The sequence below is a fragment of the Burkholderia sp. GW821-FHT14F03 genome (assembly GCF_058803765.1).
Window position 1 is genome coordinate 37,672 of the sequence record NZ_JBXAPG010000019.1, and the last position, 26,712, is coordinate 64,383.

The window sequence follows — 26,712 nt, forward strand, 5'->3', positions numbered from 1 at the left end:
ACTGCTGACTCCGTCATGTACTTCGATGACGGAGTTTTTTTTCGGCGCGGCGGCGCCGGCCGCTCGTGCGGGGCCCATTTGGAACCTATTTCACGGTCGGGCCCCGGCGCAGGGATCAGCGCTCCATCCCGCCATCCTCCGCTTCCTTCCGCTCCCGTCGTTCCTCGTTGCCGCGCCGCGCGCGCAGCCGTTGGCGCGACAATACGACGATCACCTCGGTGGTGGTGGCGTTGGGAGGGACTTCGTTGCGGATGACCTGCGGCACCATCGGCAGCCCCGCGCGCTGCCGTTCGACCGCGCGGGCGATCGCGCGCCGGCAGGCTTCGCCATGGCAGTCCCATTCGTCGCGAATCTTGTTGCAGTAACGGCATGTGTCCATGCGAAATAGTCTAACTCCAATCGCCGGCCCGCTGCTGAGAGTGCGGCATCGCGCGGCCCTTTACCAGAACACGTCGAGCGTCGGAAACGACGCGGTGCCGTGCAGGCAATCCCACAGATAGACGGCGAAGCCGGGGTCGCCCGTCCATAATGCGTAGCGCAACTGACCATACTTGCGCTCGGCCGCGCGGGTCTGCGCGATCCCGTGCATCGCGAAGGCGCGCGCACGCGCCAGCCACATCGGATCGCCCGTTCGCCGATGAAGCGCGAGAAACGCATAGCCGTTGCCGCCCGTGCCGTGGCACAGATTCGAGCCCTTCGTCAGCGGTCCGGCCGCCCAGATCGCTTCACCCGCGGCCTGCAGCAGCGGATCGAGCGCATCGCCGGGCATCCGGGCGAGGCAGATCACGAATCCCGGCGCGCCGTGGCAGAACTGCATCATCCAGGGCGTTGCCGCACCCGGCTGCGCGTGAAGGCGGACGGGCCAGTTCGCGTGCCCGTCCTCGATGCGCGCCGCGCGCTGCACGGTGTTCACGATGCAGGCTTCCCAGCGCCGCCAGCGCTCGTCGCCCAGCAGACGGCGTCCGGCGATCAGCGGTACGGCCGTCGCGACGAAGCCATGCGCACCGCCGAGATAGCTCGCGCGGCGTCCATACAACTCGTGCACCCAGTAATGGCACGCGTGTTCGGGGCACCATTGCAGCACATCCCACAGCGCGTCCGCCCCTTGCCTGAACAGTTCGGCCCAGCGCGCTTCGCCGGTGCGCGCATGCAGGAAGCGCGCCGCGAGCAGCGTGCCGGGCGCACCCCACATCAGTTCGCGCGTGGGATGCGCGTGATTCGATGCGATCAGCACCGCCAGCTGGTCCGCGAGTTCAGGGCGGGGGCGGTGCGCGTACTCGAGCATCAGAATCGGCGTGTCGCCCATCAGGTACGACGCCGCCGGTGCGTCGGGTTCGGCTGAAAGCCAGGTGCGATTGCGCGCGAGCAGTGTCGCGAGATGTGCGCCCTCGGTCGCGCGGGTCGCGCCGATGCCCCGCGCGGCGAAATGGCCGAGCGCCCAACTCGTTCCGCATGCGCCGTGATAGAGCGGCGTGAGGCTGGGCGTATCGTCGCCCGGATCCGCGTCGAGCGGATGGACGGGCCAATAGGCTTGCGCGTCGAAGCGCGCCTCGGTATCGGCGACGATGTGCCGGATCAGGTCGATGGCCGCTGTCGGATCCCAGGCGGCGTCGATCAGCGGTTCGTGGCGGGCGGGGTCGAACAGCACGGATGGCTCGTCGGTGGGGCGCGGTGGCGAAAGCGTCATGCTAGCGCGGATTCGCGGCCGGGCGAACGCGCATCGCGGCGCGCGTCCGAATCCGTATCGGGCGGATCGCGGGGCCTGCATGGTCGGCGCGCCGCGCGATGCGCCGCGCAGTCACGCGGCCACAGGGCGAAGGCCCCGACCGCTTTTGCGACCGGGGCCTTCTGGCATCAAATCCTTTGGCACGAGGAAGGGATGCGTGGCGAAGTATAGCGGCGATACAGTCGGTGTCAAAGGCGATAAATAGAGGAAATCGTTTGCGAATCGAAAAAGAAATAGAGGGATCATGTCAAACGAAATCCGGCATGACTCGCCTGGGCAAATCGGCACGGACGGATGGCATGGTCGTGCAATGCGGAAGGTGGGCCGGCGGCGCCGAAATGTGTGGTTTCAGGGCAAGGTAGGAATAGCTGGCGGCCCTGATCGCAGGGCGTTGCGAACCCACGGCGATCGGACGTCGTCTCCGTCAGGCCCGGATATTTCCTTCGCAATTAAATGCGAAAGTGTCTGTGTGTCCATGCCGGCCAGACGGAATGAACGCCGGCACACCACCGGCGTATCGCGGGCCGAATATATGTTTTCAGTCCTATCTGATCGCCGACCACTGACTGTTGCGATCCTGTATGCCACCGACCTCGGCCCTGTAGTCGATCGCGTCACCGCTGAAGGTGCAACTTCGTATCGCATGGCTTCCATCGAAGCCGAGACGGCGTGATCTGCCGCCCCGAATTCGCAGCGTATGCAGGAGACGCACCTGTTCTAAGACGTACCCGGTAAGGTTCCGATCTTATTGCTTCATTGGTTGCCGTGACACGGATATCGGCTCTGAAATCGCCCGTACCAGCCTGTACCGCAGCCCCGACGTGCCACTATTGTCGTAGCGGATGTCATCGATTTTCCACTCGCCGAGCTCTTTCTTTAAAACGAGCACATTGGTCACGCTTGGCCTGGTATCGCCAACCAAGACATAACGGATCTCGACTTCAGGATGACTCCGCGTGCCGGAAACCGATCCCAACAAGCAGGTGGACGCTGCATCGGATACGCTTGTCCAGACTTGGTCTCCCATTTCGGGTTTGCCACCAGTCGCAGCCTGTACCGCTGCGCTTCTGGCCACTGCGCGACTGTATAGATCCGCTGCTTCCGAGGTCAGGACCTGTCGATAGATTCCAGGCGGATCAGCGGAATCCATTGCTGATTTCGCAGTGACAATTTTCCCGCAGAAATTTTTGACGACTCGCCCGGCCTCGCTTTTGGACAGCGGCGAAAAAGCCCAGGCGACACTTGAGCTTGCAACGAACATCGCAAACCCGATCATCAGAAAGTGTTTTGCTTTACGCATAATAAATTGCATCGATATAAGGATTTCCACTCGCGGCATCTCGCGCGTATTCGGGCATATGCCCAGCGTCAGTGCGCTTGCGCAACTGCAACGGAACGAAATTCGTCAGGGAAATAATATTTGATATGTGCATCGCGTCACGGCGATGCCGGAGTATAGACGCACCTTGCCGGCTACAGGCTTCGCTAACATTTGTTGACTTCGCGATGGCTTCCCCGCGGGCGGATTTGCATGCTGTCGGCACTTATATGAGGCACATGCATTTCCCATTCGCCGCATCGCGAAGTCCGTATGTTCCGAACGCGTCGCCCGTTCCTCGCTGACCGAAGCGCCTGTCATTCGGCGTGCCAGTCGGCTGCATTGCCACAATTTTTTGAGAATCCATGCGGGTTGCGATCCGGCGCGCATGCGCAGTCGCCCTCGTGTCGGGGCTGAACCAACCACGAGCGTAAACCCGGACGTCATTTCGGTTGTCTATACAATTTGACGCGATTAGGGTGGTGTCCGGAACCGTTGCCACTACCCACTCGACGCCATGCCCAATTCTCCCGCTCCGACCCGCCGCCCGCTGCGCGAGCGCCGCACCATCGATTACATTCCGGACCACGAGCGTCATGGCAGGCTGTCGAGCCAGTTCACGCTGTGGCTCGGCGCGAATCTTCAGATCACGGCGATCGTCACGGGCGCGCTCGCGGTCGTCTTGGGCGGCGATGTGTTCTGGTCGCTGATCGGCCTTGCATTGGGCCAGATGCTGGGCGGCGCGGTGATGGCGCTGCACGGCGCGCAGGGGCCGCAGCTCGGCCTGCCGCAGATGATCTCGAGCCGCGTGCAGTTCGGCGTGTACGGCGCGGTGATCCCGCTCGTGCTGGTGTGCCTGATGTACGTCGGCTTCTCCGCGAGCGGCACCGTGCTCGCGGGGCAGGCGCTTGCCCAGCTGTTCGGCATCGACGACGCGGCGGGCATTCTCGCGTTCATCTCGGTCGTCGTGGTGCTCGCGGTGTTCGGCTATCGGATGATCCATGCGCTCGGCCGCGTGTCGAGCCTGGTCGGCGTCGTGGCGTTCGTCTACATGTTCACGCGCCTGCTGTCCGGTCACGATATCGGCGCGCTGCTTGCGATCCGCGCGTTCACGCTGCCGAACTTCCTGCTCGCGGTGTCGCTGTCCGCGTCGTGGCAGATCGCCTACGGCCCCTACGTCGCCGATTATTCGCGCTACCTGCCGCGCACGACGCCCCCGCGCCGCACGTTCTGGGCGGTCGGGCTCGGCTCGGTGCTCGGCGCGCAGGCGTCGATGGTGTTCGGCGTCTTCGCGGCGGCGCTCGCCGGGCAGCAGTTCGCCGGCCATGAGGTGCGCTTCATCGTGAGCCTCGGCGCGAGCGGCGCGGCGGCGGCCGCGCTTTATTTCGCGATCGCGTTCGGCAAGCTGACGATCACGACGCTCAACGCGTACGGCAGCGTGATGTCGATCGCGACGATCGCGACGGGCTTCTCCGGCCGCAACCAGATCTCGCTGCGCGCGCGCATGGCCTATGTGCTGACGATGGTGGTGGCGGTCGCATGGCTCGCGCTCGCGGGCCGCCATGCGTTCCTCAAGGAGTTTTCCGCGTTCATCCTGTTCCTGCTCGCGTTCTTCACGCCGTGGAGCGCGATCAACCTGGTTGATTTCTACTGCGTGACGAAGGAGCGCTACGACGTGCCGGCGCTGTACGATCCGAATGGACGCTATGGGCGCTGGAACGTGCCCGGGGTGGCGATCTACGTGATCGGCGTGCTGGTGCAGATGCCGTTCCTGTCGACGCATTTCTACACCGGCGCGCTCGTCGAGCGTCTGGGCGGCACCGATATCTCGTGGATCATCGGCCTCGTCGTGCCCGGGCTTCTGTATTATGTGGCGGCACGCAGGAAGGCCGCGCACGTTCCGGAGCGGCTGATCCTGCCGGACGAACCCTCGTTGCCATGACCGATCCTGCTTTACCGCGCGTCGCCGATGCGGCGCGCGCCGTCCCCGATGCCGAGTCGCTCGACGCGCTGCATGCGTTCGTCGAGCGTCATCCGCGCCTGTTCGTGCTGAGTGGCGCGGGCATCAGCACCGAATCCGGCATTCCCGGCTATCGCGACGGCGAAGGCCGATGGATGCGCTCGCAACCGATCCAGCTGCAGGAATTTCTCGGCTCCGAACACGCGCGGCGGCGCTATTGGGCGCGCAGCATGCTGGGCTGGCCGGTGGTCGGCCGTGCGCGGCCGAATGCCTCGCATCGCGCGCTGGCGGCGCTCGCCGACACCGGGCGGATCGCGCGGCTCGTCACGCAGAACGTCGATGGCCTGCATCAACGCGCGGGCAGCCGCGACGTGATCGAGCTGCACGGCGGAATCGACGGCGTGACCTGTCTCGCCTGCGGCGCGCACCACGCGCGGGCAGCGATCCAGCTGAAACTGGAAGCCGACAATCCGGCGCTGCTGGAGGCGGAGGCCGAACCCGCCGCCGACGGCGACGCGCACCTCGAATGGGCGGCGCTCGACACGTTCCATGTGCCGGCGTGTACGCGATGCGGCGGCATGCTGAAGCCCGCCGTGGTGTTTTTCGGCGAAAGCGTGCCGCGCGAGCGCGTGACGGCCGCGGCCGATGCGCTCGCGTCGGCCGATGCGATGCTGGTCGTCGGATCGTCGCTGATGGTGTATTCCGGCTATCGCTTCTGCGTCTGGGCCGAACAGCAGCGCAAGCCGATCGCGGCGCTCAACCTCGGGCGCACGCGTGCCGATCCGCTGCTGGCGCTGAAGGTCGACGCCCCATGCGGTGCGATGCTCGCCGCGCTGGCCGAGCGCATCGGCGCGGCGCTGAACGACGACACGGAGAATCCATGACGACCGCCCCTCATCTTCCCGCCGGCGGCGATGCGGCGCGGCAGTGGTCGCCCGCCGCCGAGCGCAATCGCGAGCCGATCCTCGCGGTGCTGCGCGAGATCCTGCCCGCGCATGGCACCGTGCTCGAAATAGCGAGCGGCACGGGGCAGCACGCGGTGCATTTCGCCGCCGCGCTGCCGACGCTCGCCTGGCAGCCCAGCGATGCGGATCCGGCCGCGCGCGCGTCGGTTGCCGCATGGGCGGCGCAGGCGGCGCTGTCGAACCTGCGCGCGCCGCTCGCGCTCGACGTGTGCGAGACGTCGTGGCCGCTCGCGTCCGCGGACGCGCTCGTGTGCTGCAACATGATCCATATCGCGCCGTGGCGCGCGGCCGAGGGCCTGTTCGCGGGCGCGGCGCGCGTGCTGCCCGGCGCGGGCGCCCCGCTGGTGCTGTACGGCCCGTTCCGGCGCGCGGGCGCGCATACGGCGCCCTCCAACGCGGCCTTCGACGCGCAGTTGCGCGAGCGCGATCCGGCCTGGGGCGTGCGCGATCTGGAAGCGGTCGTCGCGCTCGGCGACGCGGCCGGCTTCGCGTTCGACGCGGCCATTCCGATGCCCGCGAACAACTTCTGCGTGGTATTCCGGCGGCTGCCGGCGCACCGCGGCGCGTGACCCAAAGCAGCGCTGCTCCGCAGTTTCCCTTATCCTTTCGCCTGTGCGCGCGGCTCGAGTGGGTCGCGCCCTGTTTTTATCCGGAGAATTGAATAATGGGCAAGCAAGCAATCGGTGTGGTCGGACTGGCGGTGATGGGTCGCAATCTGGCCTTGAATATCGAGAGCCGGGGTTATGCGGTGTCGGTCTACAACCGCAGCCGCGAGAAGACCGATGAACTGATCGCCGAATTTCCCGACCGCAAGCTCGTCCCGACGTACTCGCTCGAGGAGTTCGTCGCATCGCTCGAAACGCCGCGTCGGATCCTGATGATGGTGAAGGCGGGCGCCGCGACCGACGCGACCATCGCGGCGCTCAAGCCGCTGCTCGCGAAGGGCGACGTGCTGATCGACGGCGGCAACACGCATTTCACCGACACCGTTCGCCGCAACCAGGAGCTGGCGCAATCGGGCCTGCATTTCATCGGCACCGGCGTGTCGGGCGGCGAGGAGGGCGCGTTGCACGGCCCGTCTATCATGCCGGGCGGCCAGCGCGACGCCTACGATCTCGTCGAGCCGATCCTCAAGCAGATCGCCGCGAAGGCGCCGGCGGACGGCGAGCCCTGCGTCGCCTATATGGGCCCGGACGGCGCGGGCCACTACGTGAAGATGGTTCACAACGGCATCGAGTACGGCGACATGCAGCTGATCGCCGAGAGCTACGCGGTGCTCAAGCAGGTCGCGGGGCTGACGAACGAGGAACTGGGCCGGGTGTACACCGACTGGAATCAGGGCGAGCTGGACAGCTACCTGATGGAGATCACCGCGAAGATCTTCGCCAAGAAGGACGACGAGACGGGCCAGCATCTGGTCGACGTGATTCTCGACCGCGCCGCGCAGAAGGGCACCGGCAAGTGGACGAGCCAGAACGCGCTCGATCTCGGCGTGCCGCTGCCGCTGATCACGGAATCGGTGTTCGCGCGCGTGCTGTCGTCGCTGAAGGAGCAGCGCGTCGCGGCGAGCAAGGTGCTGAGCGGCCCGGCGCCCGCGCCCATCGAGGGCGACCGCGCGGCATTCGTCGAGGCGGTGCGCCGCGCGCTGTACTTCAGCAAGGTGATTTCGTACGCGCAAGGTTTCGCGCAGCTCGACACGGCCTCGAAGGAATACGGCTGGAGCCTGGATCTCGGGACGATCGCGAAGATCTTCCGCGCAGGCTGCATTATCCGTGCGCGGTTCCTGCAAAAAATCACCGACGCGTACGTGAAGGCGCCGGGATTGGCGAATCTGCTGCTCGATCCGTACTTCCAGGACATCGCCGCCAACTACCAGTCCGCGCTGCGCGACGTGGTGATCGCCGCGGTGAAGGCCGGCGTGCCGGTGCCGGCGTTCGCGTCGGCGATCGCGTACTTCGACAGCTATCGTTCGGCCCGCCTGCCCGCGAACCTGGTGCAGGCGCAGCGCGATTTCTTCGGCGCGCACACGTTCGAGCGCACCGACAAGCCGGGCAGCTTCCACGCGAACTGGTCGTAACACGGCATGGCGCTCGGCGGTAATTGTTGCAAGTATCTATTCTATTAGTAGGGTTTTGGGCGAATGGATCTTCGATTGTTATCGCCGAGGAAACAGAGTTTTCGTCGATACATGGTTTTCCCTAGGTGACCGGATGGCTAGACTGTAGTCAATCGCTGCAGACAATGGTGTGTGCGGCGAACAAGAAGGTCACGGAGGTTTGATCATGAAATCGCTTATCGCTGCTGTCGCTACCGCTGCTGTCTTCGCTGTCCCCGCCGTTTCGTTCGCTCAACAAGCGAATGGCCCGGTGACCCGCGCCCAGGTGCAGGCTGAACTGACGCAACTGCGCGCGGCCGGCTACAACCCGAGCAACGACCGGGTGAACTACCCGACCGAAATCCAGGCCGCGGAAGCCCGCATCCACCCGCAACAAAGCGTGGCGAACGCCGATACCAGCGGTTATGGCGCACAGCCCGCCGCCGCCGCCGAAGCAGGCGCACCGGCCAAGGTGAAGCGTATCGCCGACGGCGCGCCGGTTTACAAGGGTCACTGATTGACCGCGCGGTACGGTCGCACCAGGCGCTCACGCCTGACGCGACACCAGCCTGACGTCACCCCGAGCAGCCCACGGTTCCGTACGACGGAGCCGTGGGCTGTTTGCTTGGGTGCATCCGTCCGGGCACGAACGGCACGTTGGTCGTCGCGGCGAAAGGCGGATTGCGTCGGCGCGCCTGCGACCGTTTCACGGGTTTCCGTCGCATGCGTTCCCGTTGACGGAATGACAACGCACGCGCCGTCGCGCGGATAGCGTTCGAGACAAGAAGGTTGCCGCTGGCACCGGGGCGACTGCGTCGCCGTGTTCCGTAATCCCGTTTCAGCGAGTACCATCCGTCGGGCATGGGGCCAGGGTTGTCGTTACGCCTCCGGGCGTCGGTCACGCTCACCCCGCGGCTGTCGTTGTGCACGGCCGAGCCGTGGCGGGTCGATTTCGTGGCGCCGATCCAGGGCGCCGCGCCCGGCGACGCGAGATGCGTCGGCCGCGAACCCGAGCCGCCGGACAGCGGCCATCCCGGCGGCGCGAGGCGTGCGCGGGAAACCTCGTGCGCTTTCCGGGGTCCCAGAGGACGCCGCTGTGGCGAACCGGTGCGACGCGCGGCGACCGCGCCGATCGGAAACCAACGGAGGTTTGCTTGATAAAAACGCGCTTCATGACCTATCAGGACGCGGGCCGCGTCGCGTGCATGCTGGCTGCGGCGGCGGGCATGGTGCTGGCGGCCGGCTGCACGATGACGCCCTGGACCGATTCGTGGCAGCCTGCCGCGCGCGCGACGCCGTCGCCGTCATCCGCCTCCGGCGTGATGGCCGGCTACTACCGCGTGAACCCCGGCGATACGCTGGGCGGCATCGCCACCGCGTTCGGCCAGCGTCCGCAGGATGTCGCGTACTGGAATCATCTCGCGGTGACGGACATGGTCGCGCCCGGCCAGGTGCTGCGGGTCGCGCCGCCGCCCGCGATCACGTCGCTCGCGCCCGCGCCCGCGCCATCCGCGCCGGCGGCGCTGGCCTGGCCTGCGCAGGGCGCGGTCACGTCGGGCTTCGCCGGCGGCAAGAACCAGGGCATCGTGATCACCGCACGCGGCGGCGACCGGACCGTGCGCGCAGCCGCGGCCGGGCGCGTGGTCTATGCGGGCACGGGCGTCGCGGCCTATGGGCCGCTCGTGATCGTGAAGCACGAGAACGGCCTCATCACCGCCTACGGCCATGCGGGCAAACTGCTCGTCAACGAAGGCGACGCCGTGAGCGCCGGGCAGCCGGTCGCGGAAATGGCCACGGATGCCGGCGGCCGCGCGAGCTTCGAATTCGAGGTGCGCCAGAACGGCAAGCCGGTGGATCCGCTCGGCTTCCTGCCGCGCAACGGCGGCTGAGCGCGGCGGCCGGGCGCTAGGCGCCGCCGATGCGGATCGCCCGCGCGCCGCGCGGCCGGTTGCCGAGTCAGACCACCAGCGCGGCGAACGCGATGCCGCCGATCGTGATCGCGCCACAGTGCGCGGCGACGTTCAGGTAGCCGTGAGGGCGCGGATCGACGAACGGATACGGATACCAGTCGACGAGCGGCCCGCGCACCAGCGTATAGACGAGATAGGCGATCGGGAACGCGAGCCAGCGCAGCATGTGGGTCCAGTCGAGCCGGGTGCGGGGCGCGAGGTAGAGCCAGTCGAGCAGCAGCGCGACCGGCATGATCCGGTGCAGGATCCAGTTGCTGTAGGTTGGCGTGCCATGCACGAGCGAGTCGGCGTGCGCGAGCAGCACTTCGTAGACGATGCCGGTGATCGACATGTACAGCACCGCCGCGCCGCGCGCGGATTCGTAGAACGGCGCGGGCGGACGGCGCGCGAACCACAGCCCCGCCAGCAGCACGGCGGCGGCGTACAGGTTGCTGAGCTGGGTGAAATAGCTGAAGAAGTTGCTGAGGCTGAAGGTGGGGAAGCCCCATTTCAGTGCGATGCTGTAGCCGGTCGCGGACAGGATCAGAGCCCCGGCCAGCACCCGGTAGGCGGTGACGAAGGTGGTCTTGTTCATGCGGCTTCCATGGGGCGATCGAGAGGGCGGGGCCGCGCGACGGGCAGGCTGACTTGTCGAGAATAGCGCATCCGTCAGGGCCTCGCGGCGATTTTCGGCGGGCGGCGCGCAGGGCGGCGCGCAAGCTGCGCAAAATCTGACGAATCCATGCGAATCCGGCGCGCGGGCTCGCTACAATCGGGGCCGAGGTCCGGCCACGCCGCCGGTTGCCCATTCCCCCATACGCACCACGAGCCCGCCATGAAGCCGATCCTTGCGAAGCCTCAGCGCTACACCCCGCCTGCCATCTTCTTTCACTGGGCCATCGTGCTGCTGGTCGCGCTCGCCTATCTCGCGATCGAGATCCGCGGGCCGAAGGGCAGCGACAGCCGCACGTTCTGGACCAACGTGCATTTCTGCGCCGGGATGCTCGTGCTCGGGCTGTCGATACTGCGCGTCCTGTGGCGCTTCGCGAGCCGCGCGCCCGCGCCGCTGCCGCAGCCCGCGCCGCTCATCTGGCTGTCGCGGCTCGTGCACGTCGCGCTCTACCTGTTCATCCTCGTTCAGCCACTGCTCGGCATCCTGTTCGTCAACCTGGGCGGCAAGCCGGTGCCGCTCGTATGGATCAACGCGTCGCTGACGCTGTTCGAGCCGAACCCCGCGCTGCGGCCGGCGGCCAAGGCCGCCCATCTGTTCATCGGCAACCTGTTCTACTACGTGATCGGCCTGCACGCGCTCGCGGCGCTCTGGCATCACTTCATCAAGCGCGATGCGACCTTGCGTCGCATGACGTTCTAGTTCCCCGGCCGCCACGCCCGCGCGACTTGGTTGTCCCGGCAACCATGTCGCGCGGCGCGCGCCCGGGCCCTGTGCAGCGGCGCATCCTTTCTGTACCATTCCGGCTGCTTTACACCTTCCCTCCATTAGCCGCCGCCGATGCCGTATCGCTTTCGCAAACTGACCGTCTGGCTCGGCATGCTGGCGATCTGGCTCGCGGTCGTCGCGCCGCTCGTCTCGCAGGCGAGCCTGCGCGCGCATGCGCTGCCCGACGCGGTGGTCTGCGGCACCGGGCACGAAGGCGAGCCCGCCCCGATGGGCGCGCATCATGCGCTGCATCTCGATGCGTGCGGCTATTGCGCATTCTTCGCGCACACCCCCGCGCTGGGCGGGGCGACGCCGGGCGCGCGCGCGGCATCGCTACCGGCCGGCGGCGTGCTGGCGAACCCCGCCGGCGTCGTACCGCGCGAATTCGCCTATCGGCGCGCCCAGGCGCGTGCGCCACCCGAAACTGCCTGACACGTTTCCCGTTTTTCGTTCATGCAGCCCCGTATCCGTTCGATGCACGCATCGCGCGGCGGGGATACTTTTGGGTGTCGATTCATGTCTATCAAATCCTCGCGCGGTACGCGCACGGCTGGCGCGACCGCTTCGCGCCGTTATCGCCGACTGCTCGGCGCGACGATGCCGGCGCTCGCCGCAGGCGCCTTCCACGCCGCGCCGGCCGCCGCGCAAGTCCCGCCGGCCGCGCCCGCGCCGGCCGCGCATGTGCACGCCGACGCGCCGCTCGTCGAAGCACCCGTGTCGCCCACCATCGAGGTGGTCGCGTCGCCCGACGTGACGCCGCTCGTGGTCGTCACTGATCCGAAGACGCCGCGCCAGCCCTTGCCCGCGAGCGACGGCGCGGACTATCTGAAGACCATCCCGGGCTTCGCCGCGATCCGCAGCGGCGGCACCAACGGCGATCTCGTGCTGCGCGGCATGTTCGGATCGCGGCTGAACGTGGTCGCGAACGGCATGTCGATGCTGGGCGCGTGTCCCGGCCGCATGGATGCGCCGACGTCCTACATCGCGCCGGAAAGCTACGACAAGGTGACCGTGGTCAAGGGCCCGCAGACCGTGCTGTACGGTCCCGGCGCATCGGCGGGCACGGTGTTGTTCGAGCGCGTGACGCCGCGCTTCAAGGCGCCCGGCATGCGGTTCGACGGCAGCCTGGTGGGCGGCTCGTTCGGGCGCAACGACCAGAACCTCGACGTCACCGCGGGCACGCCCGATTTCTACGGCCGGGTCACGGCCAATCACGCGCATTCGCAGGACTACAAGGACGGCAACGGCGATACGGTGCCGTCGCAATGGGACAAGTGGAACGCCGACGCGGCGCTCGGCTGGACGCCCGACGACAATACCCGCCTCGAATTAACGGCGGGCACGGGCGACGGCTACGCGCGCTACGCGGGGCGCGGCATGGACGGCGCGCACTTCCGACGCGAGACCTTCGGCCTGCGCTTCGAGAAAAAGCATATCGGCAAGGTGCTCGAGCGCATCGAGGCGCAGGTCTTCTACAACGAAGCCGATCACGTGATGGACAACTACACGCTGCGCAGTCCGGATCCGACCAGCAGCATGCCGATGCGGATGGCCTCGGAGGTGCGGCGGCGCACGCTGGGCGGGCGGGTGGCCGCGACGCTGCGCTTCGCGGACGATTTCAAGCTCGTGACCGGCGTCGATGCGCAGTCGAACCGGCTCGACTCGCGCGGCGCGATGGGGCGGCAGAACTACGGCGACAAGCCGTGGAATCCGCAGGCGAACATGTGGAACCTGGGCGCGTTCGGCGAACTGACGTGGTATGCCGACGAGCGTTCGCGCGTGATCGGCGGCGCGCGGCTCGACTACGCGAGCGCGCGCGACAAGCGCGCGGCGATGAGCGGCATGAAGATGACGATGGCCAATCCGACCTTCGACGACGATCGCACGCGCGTGCTGCCGAGCGGCTTCATCCGCTACGAGCGCGATCTCGCCGCGCTGCCCGTCACCTGGTATGCGGGCGTCGGCCATACCGAGCGCTTCCCGGATTACTGGGAACTGTTCTCGGCCAAGCGCGGCCCGGCCGGGAGCGTGAACGCGTTCTCGGCGATCAAGCCGGAGCGGACGACCCAGCTCGACGTCGGCGCGCAATACAAGGGCGATCGGCTCGACACCTGGGTATCCGCGTACGCGGGCTATGTGCAGGACTTCATCCTGTTCGACTACGCGGCGGGCATGATGGGCCCGACCAGCCGCGCGACCAACGTCAACGCGCAGGTCATGGGCGGCGAACTGGGCGCGTCGTGGCGGCCGGTCGCGCCGTGGCGCTTCGAGACCTCGCTCGCCTACGCGTGGGGCCGCAATGCGACGAGCGGTGACCCGCTGCCGCAGATGCCGCCGCTCGAGGCGCGCTTCGCCGCCGAGTACACGCGCGGCGCATGGTCGGCAGGCGGCCTGTGGCGCGTTGTTGCGCCGCAGCGTCGCTATGCCCTGAACGAGGGCAACGTGGTGGGCCGGGACTTCGGGCCGAGCGCCGGCTTCGGCGTGCTGTCGCTGCATGCGCAGTATCGGATCAACAAGGCGGCGCAACTGTCGATCGGCATCGACAACGTGCTCGACAAGGCTTATGCGGAGCACCTGAACCTGGCCGGCAACGCGGGCTTCGGTTATCCGGCCAACGCGCCGGTGATGGAGCCCGGGCGCATCGCATGGGTGCGCCTGAGCACCCGCATGTGACGATCGCGCAGGCTGACGCCGCGGCGCAGCATGCGTCATGGTGGACGGCGCCCCGCCGGGCGCCGTCCACGTCGTCAAGAGTATTAGAAATCCCGTTCTAAACGCGACAAATGATCATTAGGTGTGCTTCACTCCGTCAGTCGGCGCACGGGCGTTCGTTTTAATCGTCAAACTCTGTCAAGCAACGCATCCGGGCGCGCCGTACAGGGCAACATCCCTACACATAAGGAGACGAAGATGGCCAGATCGATGCGTTCGAGGGTGGTGGCGGGTGTGATGGCGTGTGCGATGAGCGCGGCGCCGGCGGCAGGGATCACGGCATTGCTGTCGCTGGCGGCGCCGCAGGCGGCGGTGGCGGCGACGGCGACGGACAACTACGCGGCGACGCGTTACCCGATCATCCTCGTGCACGGCTTGACGGGCACCGACAAGTACGTGGGCGTCCTCCCGTATTGGTATGGCATCCAGGAAGACCTGCAATCGCACGGCGCGACCGTCTACGTGGCGAACCTGTCCGGCTTCCAGAGCGACGATGGCCCGAACGGGCGCGGCGAACAGCTGCTCGCCTACGTGAAGCAGGTGCTCGCGGCCACCGGCGCGACCAAGGTCAATCTGGTCGGCCACAGCCAGGGCGGCCTGACGTCGCGCTATGTCGCGGCGGTCGCGCCTCAACTGGTCGCATCGGTCACGACGATCGGCACGCCGCATCGCGGCTCCGAATTCGCCGACTTCGTGCAGAACCTGCTCAAGGTCGATCCGACCGGCATCTCGTCGACGGTGCTCGCGGCCTTCGTCAATGTGTTCGGCATTCTGACGAGCAGCACGCACAACACCAACCAGGACGCGCTCGCCGCGCTCCAGACGCTGACCACCACGCAGGCTGCGAGCTTCAATCAAAGTTATCCGAGCGTGGGCCTCGGTGCGCCCGGCTCCTGCCAGACCGGCGCGGCAACCGAGAACGTCGGCGGCAACACCCACCTGCTGTATTCGTGGGGCGGCACCGCGATCCAGCCGACCTTCTCGGTGCTCGGCGTGACGGGCGCAACCGATACCAGCACGATTCCGCTCGTCGATCCGGCGAACGTCGCCGATCCGTCGACGCTCGCGCTGCTCGGCACCGGCACCGTGATGGTCAACCGCGGCTCGGGCGCCAACGACGGCGTGGTGTCGCGTTGCAGCTCGCTGTACGGGCAGGTGCTCAGCACGAGCTACAAGTGGAACCACCTCGACGAGATCAACCAGTTGCTCGGGGTGCGTGGCGCGTATGCGGAGGACCCGGTCGCGGTGATCCGCACGCACGCGAATCGTCTCAAGAACCAGGGCGTGTGAACGATGCCGGGTGATCGTCGCGGGACCGCGCGCCGGGGCGCGCTGTATGGCGTGGCGGGGCTCGTCGCGGCGGGCGCGGTCTGGTATTTCGCGGCAGCGCCGCGGGCGCCCGCGCAGGTGGCGACGCCCGCGTCCGACGTGGTTGCGGCGGCGTCCGCGCCGCCGGCCGCCGCCGTCGGCGCGAGCGGGGCCGGCGCGCTGCCGGCGTCGCTCGCGGGCTCCAGCGCGCCGCGCCTGCCGCTCGACGCGCAAGGCCATCTGGCGAAGTCGCGGGCCGTGCGCGATTTCTTCGACTATTGTCTGGCCGCGCAGAGCGACCTGACGGCAGCGGAGCTCGACGCGCTCGTGAAGCGCGAGATCGCCGCGCAGCTCGACGGTTCGCCCGCGCAACAGGAGGCGCTCGACGTATGGCAGCGCTACGGCCGTTATCTCGCCGAGCTGGCGCGCCTGCCCGATGGCGGCGGGGTGCCGGACAAGCTCGATACGGGGGCGATGCGGCTCGCGCTCGACGCGCGCGCGTCGCTCGCGAGCCGCACGCTGGGCGACTGGAGCGAACCGTTCTTCGGTGCGGAACAGCAACAGCAGCGCCACGATCTCGCGCGCCTGAAGATCGCGCAGGACCCGAACCTCACGCCGGCGCAGAAGACGGCGCGCCTCGCGGCGCTCGACCAGGAACTGTCGCCCGCGCAGCGCGCGGAGCAGGCGCGCATCAAGCAGCAGCAGGATGCGATCGGCCAGATCGCGCGCCTGCAGCAGTCGGGCGCGTCGCCCGACGAATTGCGCGCGCAGCTCGCGCAGACGCTCGGGCCGGCCGCGGCCGAGCGGGTCGCGCAGATGCAGCGCGACGACGATGCATGGCAGGCGAAGTACCGCGACTACGCGGCGGCGCGCGCGCAGCTCGATGCGCAAGGCTTGTCGCCGCAGGACCGCGACGCCCAGCTCGCGCAGTTGCGGCAGCGTTACTTTACCGAGCCGGGCGAAGCGCTGCGCGCGGCGTCGCTCGATCGCGGCGGCGACGCGGGGCCGCGTGCGCAGTGAGCTTCAGGCAGCGCGCGGCGAGGTGTGGATCAGGTGGGTGTCGATGATGCGCGCGAGCGTGTCGAACGCGGGTGCGATGCGCGCGTGCGGCACGCAGGCGTACCCGAGCAGCAGCCCCGCGCGCGCGGTCTCCGCCTGGCTGTAGTAGATGGTCAGCGGCCGCACGATCACGCCCGCGTCGAACGCGGCCTGCGTGACCTGTCGATCGTCGCAGCGGTCGGGCAGCCCCAGCACCAGATGCAGTCCCGCCTCGTCTCCCATCACCGGCAGCACCTCGCCGTAGCGCGCGCGGATCGCGTCGATCAGCAATTGGCGACGCTCGCCGTACAGCGCGCGCATGCGCCGGACATGCGAGGTCAGGTGGCCGTCCAGGATGAATTCGGCGAGCACGGCCTGCTGCATCAGCTGTCCCTCGCGATACAGCTCGGACAGTCCGATCCGGAAGGTCTCGACGAGATGCTCGGGCACGACCATGTAGCCGAGCCGCAGCCCGGGGAACAGCATCTTGCCGAGACTGCCGACATAGATCACGCGCCCGGCGTCGTCGAGCCCCTGCAGTGACGCGAGCGGACGGCTGCCGTAGCGGAATTCGCTGTCGTAGTCGTCCTCGATGATCCAGCACTGGTGCTGGCGCGCGTATTCGAGCAGCATGCGTCGCCGCGCGAGGCTCATCACCATGCCGAGCGGGTACTGGTGCGACGGCGTGACGAGCGCGAGGCGCGGCGGCGCCTGCATGTCGTGCGCGCGCGGCGCGAGGCCCTCCTGGTCGACCGGCACCGGCGACAGGTGCAGCCCGGCCGCCTGCAGCACGCTGCGCGCGCCCCAGTAGCAGGGCTCCTCCACCCACGCGCGGTCGCCGACGTCGGCGAGCAGGCGCACCGCGAGATCGATCGACTGATGGATGCCGGTCGTGATGATCACCTGGTCGGGCGAGCACTTGACCGAGCGCGCGACCCGCAGGTAGTCGGACAGCGCGCGCCGCAGCGGCCGGTAGCCGCCGCCGGGCGCGTAGGTCAGCAGGTCCGGGTTCGCTTCCTTCCACAGCCGCGCCTGCAGCCGGCTCCAGGTCCGCGCGGGGAATTCCGCGACGTCCGGTACGCCCGGCATGAAGGCGCCCCATTGCCGCCTCGACACCCCGGCGTGCTCGATCAGCCGCCGGCCGCGCGTCGACAGTCCGCCGCGCGCGCCGGGCCGTGCGCGCGCATCGTCGGGATGCGGCGGCGCGGCATCCGGCGCGTGCAGCGCGGCGGCGTCGGGGCGGGTGTCGGCGACGTAGGTGCCGCTGCCCGTCGTGGTCAGCACGTAGCCTTCGGCCGTCAGCTGATCGTAGACGTGCAGCACCGTGTTGCGCGCGATCGCAAGATCGGTCGCGAGCGTGCGCGAGCTGGGCAGCTTGGTGCCCGGAGCCAGCTCGCCCGTCAGGATCGCCTGCTGCATCAGCCGCAGCAGCTGCCGGTACATCGGTTCGGCGGACCCGCGTTCCAGCCGCGTGGTCAGCCAGTCGGAAAGGATCACGGTGTCCAAAGTGGTTCTACCGGGAATATTGAAATGGCTCCCTATTGTAGAACCGTGCCCGTCTTATAGTGAAACGCAACGCAAAAATGTTCCGCGCACGAAGAGGGGAAGTCACGATGTCCACCGATGATGTGATCGTCAGCTTTCGCGGCGTGCGCAAGACTTACGACGGCGAGACGCTGGTCGTCAAGGCGCTCGACCTCGACATTCGCCGTGGGGAATTCCTGACCCTGCTCGGGCCGTCCGGCTCCGGCAAGACCACCTGCCTGATGATGCTCGCGGGATTCGAATACCCGACGGGCGGCGAGATCCGCCTCGACGGCGCGTTGCTCAACCGGGTGCCGCCGCACAAGCGCGAGATCGGCATGGTGTTCCAGAACTACGCGCTGTTTCCGCACCTGAGCGTGGAGCAGAACGTCGCCTATCCGCTCGCGGTGCGCCGGGTGCCCGCGCCCGAGCGCGCGGCGCGCGTCGCGGACGCGCTGCGGATGGTGCAGATGGAGCGGTTCGCGAAGCGCCATCCGGCCCAGCTGTCGGGCGGCCAGCAGCAGCGCATCGCGCTCGCGCGCGCGCTCGTGTTCGCGCCCAAGCTCGTGCTGATGGACGAGCCGCTCGGCGCGCTCGACAAGCAACTGCGCGAACACATGCAGTACGAACTGAAGGCGCTGCACGAAAAGCTCGGGCTGACCTTCGTGTACGTGACGCATGACCAGGGCGAGGCGCTGACGATGTCGGATCGCGTCGCGGTGTTCGACAAGGGCGTCGTGCAGCAGCTCGACACCGTCGATCGGTTGTACGAGACGCCGTGCAACGCGTTCGTCGCGAATTTCGTCGGCGACAGCAACCGCCTGCGCGGCACGGTCGCGCGCGTCGACGGCGAACGCTGCGAACTGCAGCTCGACGACGGCACGCGGCTCGTCGGCAGCCCGGTCGGCGCGGTGCGCGCGGGCGCGCCCGCCGTCGCGTGCATCCGGCCCGAGCGGATGCGCATCGCGCCGGCCGGCTCCGCGCGCGATAACGCGCTGAGCGGCGAGGCGCGCGGCCTGATTTATTTCGGCGACCACGTGCGGATGCGCTGCGCGGTGCCGGGGCAGGACGAGTGCGTCGTCAAGGTGCCGCTCGGCGCCGTCGCGCTCGACGATTTTTCACCGGGCGCGCCCGTCGCGCTCGCCTTCGCGCCCGAACACCTGCGCGTATTCGCGTAGGCGCGTGGGCGCTTTCGCCGCACTCGCACGATTCATCCCGCGGTCACCCGTCCTCAGAGGAGTCACCATGAAGCCTGCATTCTTCGCGCCGCGCCGCGCGGCCGTCGCGCTCGCGCTCGCCACGTGCGGCGCGTCCGCGTTCGCCGCCGAACTGACCGTCGTCAACTTCGGCGGCGCGAACGGCGATGCGCAGAAAGCCGCGTTCAACCAGCCGTTCGAGCAAGCCACCGGCAACCGGGTCACGGCCGTCGAGTACAACGGCGAGCAGGCCAAGGTGAAGGCGATGGTCGAGGCGAAGCACGTGAACTGGGACGTCGTCGAGGTCGAGTCGGGCGACCTGAATCGCGGCTGCGACGAGGGGCTCTACGAGAAGCTCGACTGGGCCCGGATCGCGAAGAAAGCGGACCTGATTCCCGAGTCGCCGCAAACCTGCGGGGTCGGCTTCTTCGTCTGGTCCACCGCGCTCGCCTACAACGCCGACCGCCTGAAGGGCGCGCCCGCGGGCTGGGCCGATTTCTGGGACGTGAAGAAATTCCCGGGCAAGCGCGGCATGCGCAAGGGCGCGCGCTACAACCTCGAATTCGCGCTGATGGCGGACGGCGTCGCGCCGAAGGACGTCTACGCGGTGCTCGGCACGAAGGCGGGCCAGGACCGCGCGTTCCGGAAGCTCGACCAGCTGAAGCCCTACATCCAGTGGTGGGAGGCGGGCGCGCAGCCGCCGCAGTTCCTGGTGGCGGGCGACGTGGTGATGTCGACCGCGTACAACGGCCGGATCGACGCGGCGCAGAAGGAAGGCAAGAACCTCAAGGTCGTATGGAGCGGCAGCATCTACGACCTCGATTACTGGGCGATTCCGAAGGGCTCGCCGAACAAGGCGCTCGCGGAGCAGTACATCGCCTATTCGCTGACGCCGAAGCCGCAGCAGACCTATGCGCAGCACATCGCCTACGGTCCGGCGAACGTCGCGGCGATCCGCGCGCTCGATGCGAAGACGCTCGCGAACCTGCCGAACTCGCCCGCCAACGGCCGCCATGCGGTGCTGCAGGACATCGGCTTCTGGACCGATCACAGCGACGAACTCGAGCAGCGCTTCGCGGCCTGGGCGAGCAAGTAGGCGCGGCCGCGCCGTGCGCGGTCAACGGTTGCGCGGGCTGCCCGTCGGGGCGCCGCGCGCTGTCGCCGGCCTCGCGCCGGCAGGAGGGGGAGAGTGGATACGATGACGATCGCGACCGGGCCGAACGGTTCGGCGCCCGCGCTCAAGCGCGAGCTGAAGGCTGCCGGCGCGCGTCGGCGGGCGCTGGCGCTGCTGCTCGTCGCGCCGCTCGCGGTGTTCTTGTTGCTGGTGTTCGTGGCGCCGATCGGCGTGCTGTTGACGCGCGCGGTGCAGAACCCCGAGATCGCGACGGCGCTGCCGCATACCATCGCCGCGCTCGCGGGCTGGGACCGCCGCGCGGCGCCCGGCGATGCGGCCTACGGAGCGCTCGCCGCCGACCTCGCGGTGGTGGCCGACAGCGATGCGATGGGCGCGCTCGCGCGCCGCCTGAACACGGAGATTCCCGGCTATCGCTCGCTGGTCGCGAAGACCGCGCGCGCGATGCCGCTCGCGGCGGACGGCGGCGGGGCGCTCGCGCCCGCGCAGGCGCGCGCGAAGCTGATCGAACTCGATGCGCGTTGGGGCGATCCCGCGTACTGGCAGGTCATCGCGAAGAACGGCGGCCGCTATTCGCCGTTCTACCTGCTCGCGTCGCTCGATCACCGGCAGGACGGCTTCGGCCGGATCGCGCCCGCCGATCCCGACCAGTCGATCTATCTGGCGATCTTCGGCCGCACGCTGCTGATCGGCTGCGCCGTGACGCTGTTCGCGCTGGCGCTCGGCTATCCGCTCGCCTACTGGATCTCGACCTTGCCCGAGCGGCGCGCGAACCTCGTGATGATCGTCGTGCTGATTCCGTTCTGGACCTCGGTGCTGGTGCGGGTGGCCGCATGGATCGTGCTGCTGCAGAACGAAGGGCTCGTGAACCGCGCGCTGCTCGGCGCTGGGCTCATCGACGCGCCGCTCGCGCTGCTGTTCAATCGGACCGGCGTATACATCGCGATGACGCACATCCTGCTGCCCTTCATGATCCTGCCGCTCTACAGCGTGATGAAGGGCATTCCGCGCACCTGCCAGCGCGCGGCGGTGTCGCTCGGCAGCCATCCGTTCGCGGCGTTCTGGCGCGTCTACGTGCCGCAGACCTACCCGGGCGTCGCCGCGGGTGCGCTGCTGGTGTTCATCCTCGCGATCGGCTACTACATCACGCCCGCGCTGCTGGGCGGGCCGAACGACCAGATGGTCAGCTACTACGTCGCGTACTTCACGAACGTGACGATCAACTGGGGCATGGCGTGCGCGCTGGGCGGCCTGCTGCTCGCCGCGACGCTCGTGCTGTATGCGCTGTATGGCCGCTTCGCACGCAACCGGCCCGGGCCCGGTTGATGCGCACTGCTTGGGGATGCCGATGAAATTGCCTGCCGGACCGTGGTTTGCGCCGCACCTGACGCCCGCCGAACGCGCGTGGCGCGTCGCCCAGCGCGCGTTCGTCGCGCTGACGCTGCTGTACCTGATCCTGCCCGTGCTGGCGATCGTGCCGCTGTCGTTCTCGTCGAGCACGTTCCTGGTCTACCCGATGCCGGGCTGGTCGCTGCGCTGGTACGCGAATCTGCTCGGCTCGGACGAGTGGCGCACGGCGGCGAAGAACAGCTTCATCGTCGCGCCGGCCGCCACCGCGCTCGCGACCCTGCTCGGCACGCCGGCCGCGGTCGGGCTCACGCGCGCCGAATTCCGCGGCAAGGGCGTGCTGATGGCGGTGCTGCTGTCGCCGATGATCGTGCCGGTGGTGGTGGTGGGCGTCGGCATGTATCTGTTCTTCGCGCCGCTCGGGCTCGCGAACACGTACACCGGCCTGATCTGCGCGCATGCGGCGCTCGGCGCGCCGTTCGTCGTGACGACCGTGTCGGCGACGCTGCAGGGCTTCGATCGCAATCTGGTGCGGGCGAGCCAGTCGCTCGGCGCGGGGCCGCTGACGACGTTCTTTCGCGTCACGCTGCCGACGATCGCCCCCGGCGTGATGTCGGGCGCGCTGTTTGCGTTCGCGACCTCGTTCGACGAAGTGGTGGTGACGCTGTTCCTCGCGGGCGCGGACCAGACCACGCTGCCGCGCCAGATGTTCACCGGCATCCGCGAGAACATCAGCCCGACGATCGCGGCGCTCGCGACGATCCTGATCGTGTTCTCGACCAGCCTGCTGCTCGCGCTCGAATGGCTGCGCGGCCGCCAGGTGGCGCGCGCGGTGGCCTGAGCGCGCGGCGCGGGGCGGATGGGCCCGGCGCCGCGCCGCAGGCTTAGCGGAAGGTGCCCGCCTGGATCGCCTGGTTCAGGTTGGAGATGTCGATGCTGCCCCAGCCGGTGGTGTAGTCCCAGCCGGCGCCCGCGTTGTAGCCGTAGCCCTGGTAGCCGTTGTTGCCGGACACCACGTCATAGCGCACGAGCGACGGGTTGGACGGGATCGAGCGGTAGAAGCTGCCGGCCGGGAAGCCGAGGTTGCCGCCGTTGGCCGCCAGGATGCGCGCCCAGAAGCCCGTGAACAGCGGCGCGGACAGGCTCGTGCCGCCGATCTGCTGCTGCTGGCCGCCGCTGTAGATCAGCGCGCCGGTGCTGGACGCCGCGTCGAACGCCACGTCCGGCAACTGGCGGTTGCTGCCCGACTGCCACGACGGATTCGGCGTGATGGTGCTGACGCCGCCGCCCGTCGACCACAGCTTGCCGTTGCCGTCGAGCCCTTCGTTCCACACCGTTTCGCTGCTCAGCGCCGAGCCCGACGTGTAGAGCGTCGTGCCGCCGATCGCGAGCACGTGCGGCGACGAGGCTGGCCACGACACCGTATAGTTCGAGCCGTCCGGATAGCCGCGGTTGTTGCACTCGTACACGCCTTCGTCGCCCGACGACACCGAGAACGTCTGGCCTTGCGCGACCGCCTGCGTGAAGATCTGTTCCTCGGCGCTCAGCGTGCCGTCCGCGTTCGCGTCGGTTTCGCACCAGCCGAGCGACACGTTGATGACCTTCGCGACGTTGTCCGACACCGCCTGGTTGAACGCCTGCGTGAGGCCGGTGTTGCCCGTCGCGCCGTCGTCGGCCATGTAGAAGATCAACTGGCCGACCTGGCCGCCCGCCGCGCCGACGATCGACTGGCTGTCGAGATCCCATTCGCCCTGACCCTCCGGATCGTCGGCGTAGTTGCCGTTGGGGCCGTTGGTCTGGATCGCCTGCGTGTTGACGGACGCATAGCCGTTCGCGCTCGTGAACTGCTGCAGATCCTGCAGCGCCTGCGACACGCCGCCCTGCGTGATGATGCCGACCGTGGTGTTCGCGGCGGCGGGCACGTTGGTCGCGTCATAGATCGCGGGGAATTCGGACGGCTGGTGGGCGGTCGCCGTGCCGTCCGCGAGCCTGGTCGGCTTCGAGATCGCGGTGACCTTGAGCAGCGGATGGGCGCGCGCCACGCTCTGCAGGCCGAGCACCGCGCCGACCGTATCGCCGAGCGCGCGCGGCACTTGCGCGCTCGCCGAATTGGCGAAGCCCGCATGGCCCGCGTATTCGAAGTGCACGAGCGGCGTGTTGAATGCCGCCTTCACGGTGCCCGCCGTGCCGCGCGCCGATACCAGCAGGCGGTTCGATGCGACCTTCACGTCGATGAAGCCGTTCTTGCGCAGATAGGCGCTGACGGCCTGCACTTGCGCGTCGGTCGGCGCATAGTCGGCGAGGAATTGCTGGTGGGTCAGGAAGTGGCGGTACTTCGGGCTGCGCGGATCGTTCACGTCGCGGGCCAGCGCCTGCAGGCGGGCTTCGTTGCGCAGCTTGAGGCTGAGTACGACGTGCGTGCCTTCGCCGGCGGCCAGCTCGGTGGACGCCGGGTGGGCGCCCCTCGCCAACGTTTGCAACTGCGCGCCGGTCAAGAAAGCTTTGGTGTGCGTATCGACCCAATCCGTCGTCGCTCCGTGCGCCACGCCTGCGGCGATGACGAGCGGCCACGCGCAGGCCAGTCGCCTGCACAACGGGGAGAGGGAGAGTGCAAATCTGACGTTCCTGTTCATCGAGTGTCCCTTTGAGGAATTGCGACGTTTTATGTGGCCCGGATCCTTTTGAAATCACGAGCGAGATGAGCGTATGCGAACGAAATAGCAGTCGGTAGCTGTTACTGTTGACAGAAAAATGGTGGTCAGCGATTTCAATATCTGGGTATGCCGTGAAAGGCTTGGGGCGGGGGAGAGCGAGGAATGAAGCGTGCGGAAAAGTGCATAAATCCCGTTAATGATTCGGGATCCATAGAATGAAAATAGGCGCTATATGAAGCCAATGGAAGATGAAAAATTCGTGACGGAAAATCGATAAGATGGCTTCGGGGTATATCGAATCGCGGCTTGGCGGTCGGGCCCGGCCGCGAGCCTCGCGGGAGGCCGCGCGATGCGGTGTGCGCGGGATGGCGTTCGGCGACGAAGGTGTGTGTCGACGCGGGGTCCGCCGGGCCGGGCGCGCGCGATGCGCGCGAATACGGTGCGCGCCTTTTCTCATCGAGGCCGGTCGAGGCGCGACAAAGCTTTCGATTGGCTGACGCGCGATGCGCGCGTCTGCACGTCTCGCGCGGCTCTGCAACAATGGCGGGACGGCGGCGCGCGCATCGCGCGCCGCCGGGTCGTTCAACCTGTCATCCGGAGCCGGCCGGCGCGCGTCATCGCCGCAACCGCTTCCGCGTGCCCCGCCGTAGAGTTCCATCTTGTCAGATACAGTCCTTCCCGCCGGCGTCGCGCAGCCGGCGTTCAATTGGCGTGCGATGGCCGCGATCCTGCTGGCCGTCGCGCTCGCGACCGTCGATACCGCGATCGCGAACACCGCGCTGCCTGCGATCGCCGCCGACCTGCACACGGCGCCGGCCGCGTCGGTCTGGATCATCAACGCCTACCAGCTCGCGATGGTCGCGACCCTGCTGCCGCTCGCGGCGCTGGGCGATATCGTCGGCCACCGGCGCATCTATATCGGCGGGCTCGTCGTGTTCACGCTTGCCTCGCTGGCATGCTCGCTGGTGTCGACGCTGCCGATGCTGACCGCGGCCCGGGTGGTCCAGGGGCTCGGCGCGAGCGCGATCATGAGCGTCAACACCGCGCTGATCCGCTGCCTCTACCCGCCGCACCGGCTCGGGCGCGGCGTCGGCCTGAACGCGCTGATCGTCGGCGTGTCGTTCGCGATCGGTCCGACTCTCGCGTCGCTGATCCTGTCGCTGGCCGATTGGCCGTGGCTGTTCGCGGTCAACGTGCCGCTCGGCCTCGTCGCGCTCGCGGTTGCGATTCCGTCGCTGCCGCAGACCGCGCGCGGGACGCACAGCTTCGATCCGCTCGCCGCGCTGTTCAACGTCGTGACCTTCGCCGCGCTGATTTTCGCGCTCGGCGAGGCCGCGCAGCGCGGCCCGCTCGTGATCGTGCTGGCCGCCGCCGCGCTCGCGCTCGGCTTCGGGCTGCTGCTGGCCTGGCGCGAGCGCGGGCGGCCCGCGCCGATGCTGCCGGTCGACCTGTTCCGCCGGCCGGTGTTCGCGCTGTCGGCGCTGACGGCGGTCTGCGCGTTCAGCGCGCAGGGGCTCGCGTTCGTGTCGCTGCCGTTCTACTTCGAAGAGGTGCTGCATCGCTCGGCGGTCGAGACGGGTTTCCTGATGACGCCGTGGTCGGTGGTCGTCGCGCTGGCCGCGCCGATCGCGGGCCGGCTGTCCGACCGCTATCCGCCGGGATTGCTCGGCGCGGTCGGGCTCGCGCTGCTGTGCGTCGGGATGGCGCTGCTCGCGGCTCTGCCGCCGTATCCGCACGTGGTCGACATCGGCTGGCGCATGGCGCTGTGCGGCGCGGGTTTCGGGTTCTTCCAGTCGCCGAACCTGAAGGCGCTGATGGCGAGCGCGCCGCCCGAGCGCAGTGGCGGCGCGAGCGGGATCATCGCAACCGCGCGGCTGATCGGGCAGGCGACGGGCGCGGCGCTGGTCGCGCTGAGCTTCGGCCTTGCGGGCCGGCATGGGTCGACGCTCGCGCTGACGCTGGGTGCGCTGTTTGCCGGCGCGGCGAGTGTCGCGAGCGGCTTGCGCCTGTTTGCGCGGTCGCATCGGCAGGGACAGCCGGTGGCGGCGCGGGGGGAGGAAGGGGGCCGGGCGTGAGAGCCGGCGCTCGTCGGGACCGCCGAGCATGCGGCGCCGCAGGCGCGGACAGATGCATTGCCCCCGGGGCGGCGGCCCGGCGCGCCTTGCTGTCGAGCGTGTTCCGTGGCGGATCGATCCGCGAGCCTGGGCGCTGCCCGGCTCGCGCGTACCGCGCGTACCGCGCGTACCGCGCGTACCGCGCGTACCGCGCTCAACGCGCTCAACGCGCTCAACGCGCTCAACGCGCTCAACGCGCTCAACGCGCTCAACGCGCTCAACGCGCTCAACGCGCT

22 protein-coding genes are annotated in these 26,712 nt (G+C 68.4%); 16 read left to right on the forward strand and 6 right to left on the reverse strand.

Going from position 1 to position 26,712, the window contains the following annotated elements:
• Positions 1-115: 115 nt before the first annotated feature.
• The 3 genes from AC1RQF_RS14950 to AC1RQF_RS14960 all read right to left on the reverse strand — a co-directional run bounded on the left by AC1RQF_RS14950 (position 116) and on the right by AC1RQF_RS14960 (position 3,056).
• Positions 116-379 carry a hypothetical protein gene (locus AC1RQF_RS14950; protein WP_273996528.1) on the reverse strand — a complete coding sequence of 88 codons (264 nt, stop codon included), beginning with the start codon at positions 377-379 and terminating at the stop codon, positions 116-118.
• Positions 380-439: 60 nt separating this feature from the next.
• Entirely contained in the window at positions 440-1,648 is a 1,209-nt protein-coding gene (locus AC1RQF_RS14955) for a lanthionine synthetase C family protein (RefSeq protein ID WP_273996527.1), read from the reverse strand.
• Positions 1,649-2,471: 823 nt separating this feature from the next.
• Positions 2,472-3,056, reverse strand: a complete 585-nt coding sequence (locus AC1RQF_RS14960) for a hypothetical protein (RefSeq protein WP_492872355.1) — start codon at positions 3,054-3,056, stop codon at positions 2,472-2,474.
• 505 nt (positions 3,057-3,561) lie between these two features.
• Here AC1RQF_RS14960 and AC1RQF_RS14965 point away from each other — a divergent pair.
• The 6 genes from AC1RQF_RS14965 to AC1RQF_RS14990 all read left to right on the forward strand — a co-directional run bounded on the left by AC1RQF_RS14965 (position 3,562) and on the right by AC1RQF_RS14990 (position 9,953).
• Positions 3,562-4,986 (forward strand): purine-cytosine permease family protein, encoded by a 1,425-nt coding sequence (locus AC1RQF_RS14965; RefSeq protein ID WP_492872356.1) that lies wholly within the window; start codon positions 3,562-3,564, stop codon positions 4,984-4,986.
• Positions 4,983-5,888, forward strand: a complete 906-nt coding sequence (locus tag AC1RQF_RS14970; protein WP_492872357.1) for an NAD-dependent protein deacetylase — start codon at positions 4,983-4,985, stop codon at positions 5,886-5,888. The genes AC1RQF_RS14965 and AC1RQF_RS14970 overlap by 4 nt, the downstream gene beginning before the upstream one ends.
• A complete protein-coding gene (locus AC1RQF_RS14975) occupies positions 5,885-6,538 on the forward strand; it encodes a DUF938 domain-containing protein (RefSeq protein WP_273996522.1) in 654 nt (217 codons plus the stop codon). The genes AC1RQF_RS14970 and AC1RQF_RS14975 overlap by 4 nt, the downstream gene beginning before the upstream one ends.
• A 95-nt stretch (positions 6,539-6,633) precedes the next feature.
• The gene (gene gnd / locus AC1RQF_RS14980; RefSeq protein WP_273996521.1) at positions 6,634-8,046 is read left to right on the forward strand and encodes an NADP-dependent phosphogluconate dehydrogenase; all 1,413 of its coding nucleotides are present in this window, start codon (positions 6,634-6,636) and stop codon (positions 8,044-8,046) included.
• Positions 8,047-8,251: 205 nt separating this feature from the next.
• Entirely contained in the window at positions 8,252-8,581 is a 330-nt protein-coding gene (locus tag AC1RQF_RS14985; RefSeq protein ID WP_252985801.1) for a DUF4148 domain-containing protein, read from the forward strand.
• Between the two features lie 655 nt (positions 8,582-9,236).
• Positions 9,237-9,953 carry a peptidoglycan DD-metalloendopeptidase family protein gene (locus AC1RQF_RS14990; RefSeq protein WP_492872358.1) on the forward strand — a complete coding sequence of 239 codons (717 nt, stop codon included), beginning with the start codon at positions 9,237-9,239 and terminating at the stop codon, positions 9,951-9,953.
• Between the two features lie 67 nt (positions 9,954-10,020).
• On the opposite strand, the gene AC1RQF_RS14995 is transcribed toward AC1RQF_RS14990, so the two are convergent.
• On the reverse strand, positions 10,021-10,608 hold the full coding sequence (locus AC1RQF_RS14995; RefSeq protein ID WP_492872359.1) for a Pr6Pr family membrane protein: 588 nt from the start codon (positions 10,606-10,608) through the stop codon (positions 10,021-10,023).
• Positions 10,609-10,848: 240 nt separating this feature from the next.
• On the opposite strand from AC1RQF_RS14995, the gene AC1RQF_RS15000 reads away from it, so the two are divergent.
• The 5 genes from AC1RQF_RS15000 to AC1RQF_RS15020 all read left to right on the forward strand — a co-directional run bounded on the left by AC1RQF_RS15000 (position 10,849) and on the right by AC1RQF_RS15020 (position 16,491).
• Entirely contained in the window at positions 10,849-11,385 is a 537-nt protein-coding gene (locus AC1RQF_RS15000) for a cytochrome b (RefSeq protein ID WP_273996517.1), read from the forward strand.
• A gap of 138 nt (positions 11,386-11,523) precedes the next feature.
• Positions 11,524-11,883: a DUF2946 domain-containing protein gene (locus AC1RQF_RS15005; protein WP_273996516.1), complete on the forward strand. Its 360-nt coding sequence runs from the start codon at positions 11,524-11,526 to the stop codon at positions 11,881-11,883.
• Between the two features lie 84 nt (positions 11,884-11,967).
• Positions 11,968-14,124 (forward strand): TonB-dependent copper receptor, encoded by a 2,157-nt coding sequence (locus AC1RQF_RS15010; RefSeq protein ID WP_492872360.1) that lies wholly within the window; start codon positions 11,968-11,970, stop codon positions 14,122-14,124.
• A gap of 237 nt (positions 14,125-14,361) precedes the next feature.
• Positions 14,362-15,453, forward strand: a complete 1,092-nt coding sequence (locus AC1RQF_RS15015) for an esterase/lipase family protein (protein WP_273996514.1) — start codon at positions 14,362-14,364, stop codon at positions 15,451-15,453.
• Between the two features lie 3 nt (positions 15,454-15,456).
• Positions 15,457-16,491 (forward strand): lipase secretion chaperone, encoded by a 1,035-nt coding sequence (locus AC1RQF_RS15020; RefSeq protein WP_273996513.1) that lies wholly within the window; start codon positions 15,457-15,459, stop codon positions 16,489-16,491.
• Between the two features lie 3 nt (positions 16,492-16,494).
• Here AC1RQF_RS15020 and pdxR read toward each other — a convergent pair whose 3' ends face one another.
• Positions 16,495-18,015, reverse strand: coding sequence for a MocR-like pyridoxine biosynthesis transcription factor PdxR (gene pdxR / locus AC1RQF_RS15025; protein WP_273996512.1), 1,521 nt, complete (start codon positions 18,013-18,015; stop codon positions 16,495-16,497).
• Between the two features lie 107 nt (positions 18,016-18,122).
• On the opposite strand from pdxR, the gene AC1RQF_RS15030 reads away from it, so the two are divergent.
• From AC1RQF_RS15030 to AC1RQF_RS15045, 4 genes are all read left to right on the forward strand, one after another.
• Positions 18,123-19,211 carry an ABC transporter ATP-binding protein gene (locus AC1RQF_RS15030; protein ID WP_273996511.1) on the forward strand — a complete coding sequence of 363 codons (1,089 nt, stop codon included), beginning with the start codon at positions 18,123-18,125 and terminating at the stop codon, positions 19,209-19,211.
• A gap of 67 nt (positions 19,212-19,278) precedes the next feature.
• Positions 19,279-20,325, forward strand: coding sequence for an ABC transporter substrate-binding protein (locus AC1RQF_RS15035; RefSeq protein ID WP_273996510.1), 1,047 nt, complete (start codon positions 19,279-19,281; stop codon positions 20,323-20,325).
• A gap of 102 nt (positions 20,326-20,427) precedes the next feature.
• Positions 20,428-21,687: an ABC transporter permease gene (locus AC1RQF_RS15040; protein WP_492872396.1), complete on the forward strand. Its 1,260-nt coding sequence runs from the start codon at positions 20,428-20,430 to the stop codon at positions 21,685-21,687.
• Between the two features lie 22 nt (positions 21,688-21,709).
• Positions 21,710-22,549 (forward strand): ABC transporter permease, encoded by an 840-nt coding sequence (locus AC1RQF_RS15045; RefSeq protein WP_273996509.1) that lies wholly within the window; start codon positions 21,710-21,712, stop codon positions 22,547-22,549.
• A 43-nt stretch (positions 22,550-22,592) separates the two neighbouring features.
• On the opposite strand, the gene AC1RQF_RS15050 is transcribed toward AC1RQF_RS15045, so the two are convergent.
• Positions 22,593-24,341 (reverse strand): S53 family peptidase, encoded by a 1,749-nt coding sequence (locus tag AC1RQF_RS15050; protein WP_273996508.1) that lies wholly within the window; start codon positions 24,339-24,341, stop codon positions 22,593-22,595.
• 737 nt (positions 24,342-25,078) lie between these two features.
• Between AC1RQF_RS15050 and AC1RQF_RS15055 the strand changes: the two genes are divergently transcribed.
• Positions 25,079-26,437, forward strand: coding sequence for an MFS transporter (locus tag AC1RQF_RS15055; protein WP_492872397.1), 1,359 nt, complete (start codon positions 25,079-25,081; stop codon positions 26,435-26,437).
• Positions 26,438-26,712: the final 275 nt, after the last annotated feature.

Bases quoted from the DNA above. Each gene is read 5' to 3' on its own strand.
- AC1RQF_RS14950 (WP_273996528.1), bottom strand. From the start codon at position 379: ATGGACACATGCCGTTACTGCAACAAGATTCGCGACGAATGGGACTGC.
- AC1RQF_RS14965 (WP_492872356.1), top strand. From the start codon at position 3,562: ATGCCCAATTCTCCCGCTCCGACCCGCCGCCCGCTGCGCGAGCGCCGC.
- AC1RQF_RS14970 (WP_492872357.1), top strand. From the start codon at position 4,983: ATGACCGATCCTGCTTTACCGCGCGTCGCCGATGCGGCGCGCGCCGTC.
- AC1RQF_RS14975 (WP_273996522.1), top strand. From the start codon at position 5,885: ATGACGACCGCCCCTCATCTTCCCGCCGGCGGCGATGCGGCGCGGCAG.
- gnd (WP_273996521.1), top strand. From the start codon at position 6,634: ATGGGCAAGCAAGCAATCGGTGTGGTCGGACTGGCGGTGATGGGTCGC.
- AC1RQF_RS14985 (WP_252985801.1), top strand. From the start codon at position 8,252: ATGAAATCGCTTATCGCTGCTGTCGCTACCGCTGCTGTCTTCGCTGTC.
- AC1RQF_RS14990 (WP_492872358.1), top strand. From the start codon at position 9,237: ATGACCTATCAGGACGCGGGCCGCGTCGCGTGCATGCTGGCTGCGGCG.
- AC1RQF_RS14995 (WP_492872359.1), bottom strand. From the start codon at position 10,608: ATGAACAAGACCACCTTCGTCACCGCCTACCGGGTGCTGGCCGGGGCT.
- AC1RQF_RS15000 (WP_273996517.1), top strand. From the start codon at position 10,849: ATGAAGCCGATCCTTGCGAAGCCTCAGCGCTACACCCCGCCTGCCATC.
- AC1RQF_RS15005 (WP_273996516.1), top strand. From the start codon at position 11,524: ATGCCGTATCGCTTTCGCAAACTGACCGTCTGGCTCGGCATGCTGGCG.
- AC1RQF_RS15010 (WP_492872360.1), top strand. From the start codon at position 11,968: ATGTCTATCAAATCCTCGCGCGGTACGCGCACGGCTGGCGCGACCGCT.
- AC1RQF_RS15015 (WP_273996514.1), top strand. From the start codon at position 14,362: ATGGCCAGATCGATGCGTTCGAGGGTGGTGGCGGGTGTGATGGCGTGT.
- AC1RQF_RS15020 (WP_273996513.1), top strand. From the start codon at position 15,457: ATGCCGGGTGATCGTCGCGGGACCGCGCGCCGGGGCGCGCTGTATGGC.
- AC1RQF_RS15030 (WP_273996511.1), top strand. From the start codon at position 18,123: ATGTCCACCGATGATGTGATCGTCAGCTTTCGCGGCGTGCGCAAGACT.
- AC1RQF_RS15035 (WP_273996510.1), top strand. From the start codon at position 19,279: ATGAAGCCTGCATTCTTCGCGCCGCGCCGCGCGGCCGTCGCGCTCGCG.
- AC1RQF_RS15040 (WP_492872396.1), top strand. From the start codon at position 20,428: ATGACGATCGCGACCGGGCCGAACGGTTCGGCGCCCGCGCTCAAGCGC.
- AC1RQF_RS15045 (WP_273996509.1), top strand. From the start codon at position 21,710: ATGAAATTGCCTGCCGGACCGTGGTTTGCGCCGCACCTGACGCCCGCC.
- AC1RQF_RS15050 (WP_273996508.1), bottom strand. From the start codon at position 24,341: ATGAACAGGAACGTCAGATTTGCACTCTCCCTCTCCCCGTTGTGCAGG.
- AC1RQF_RS15055 (WP_492872397.1), top strand. From the start codon at position 25,079: ATGGCCGCGATCCTGCTGGCCGTCGCGCTCGCGACCGTCGATACCGCG.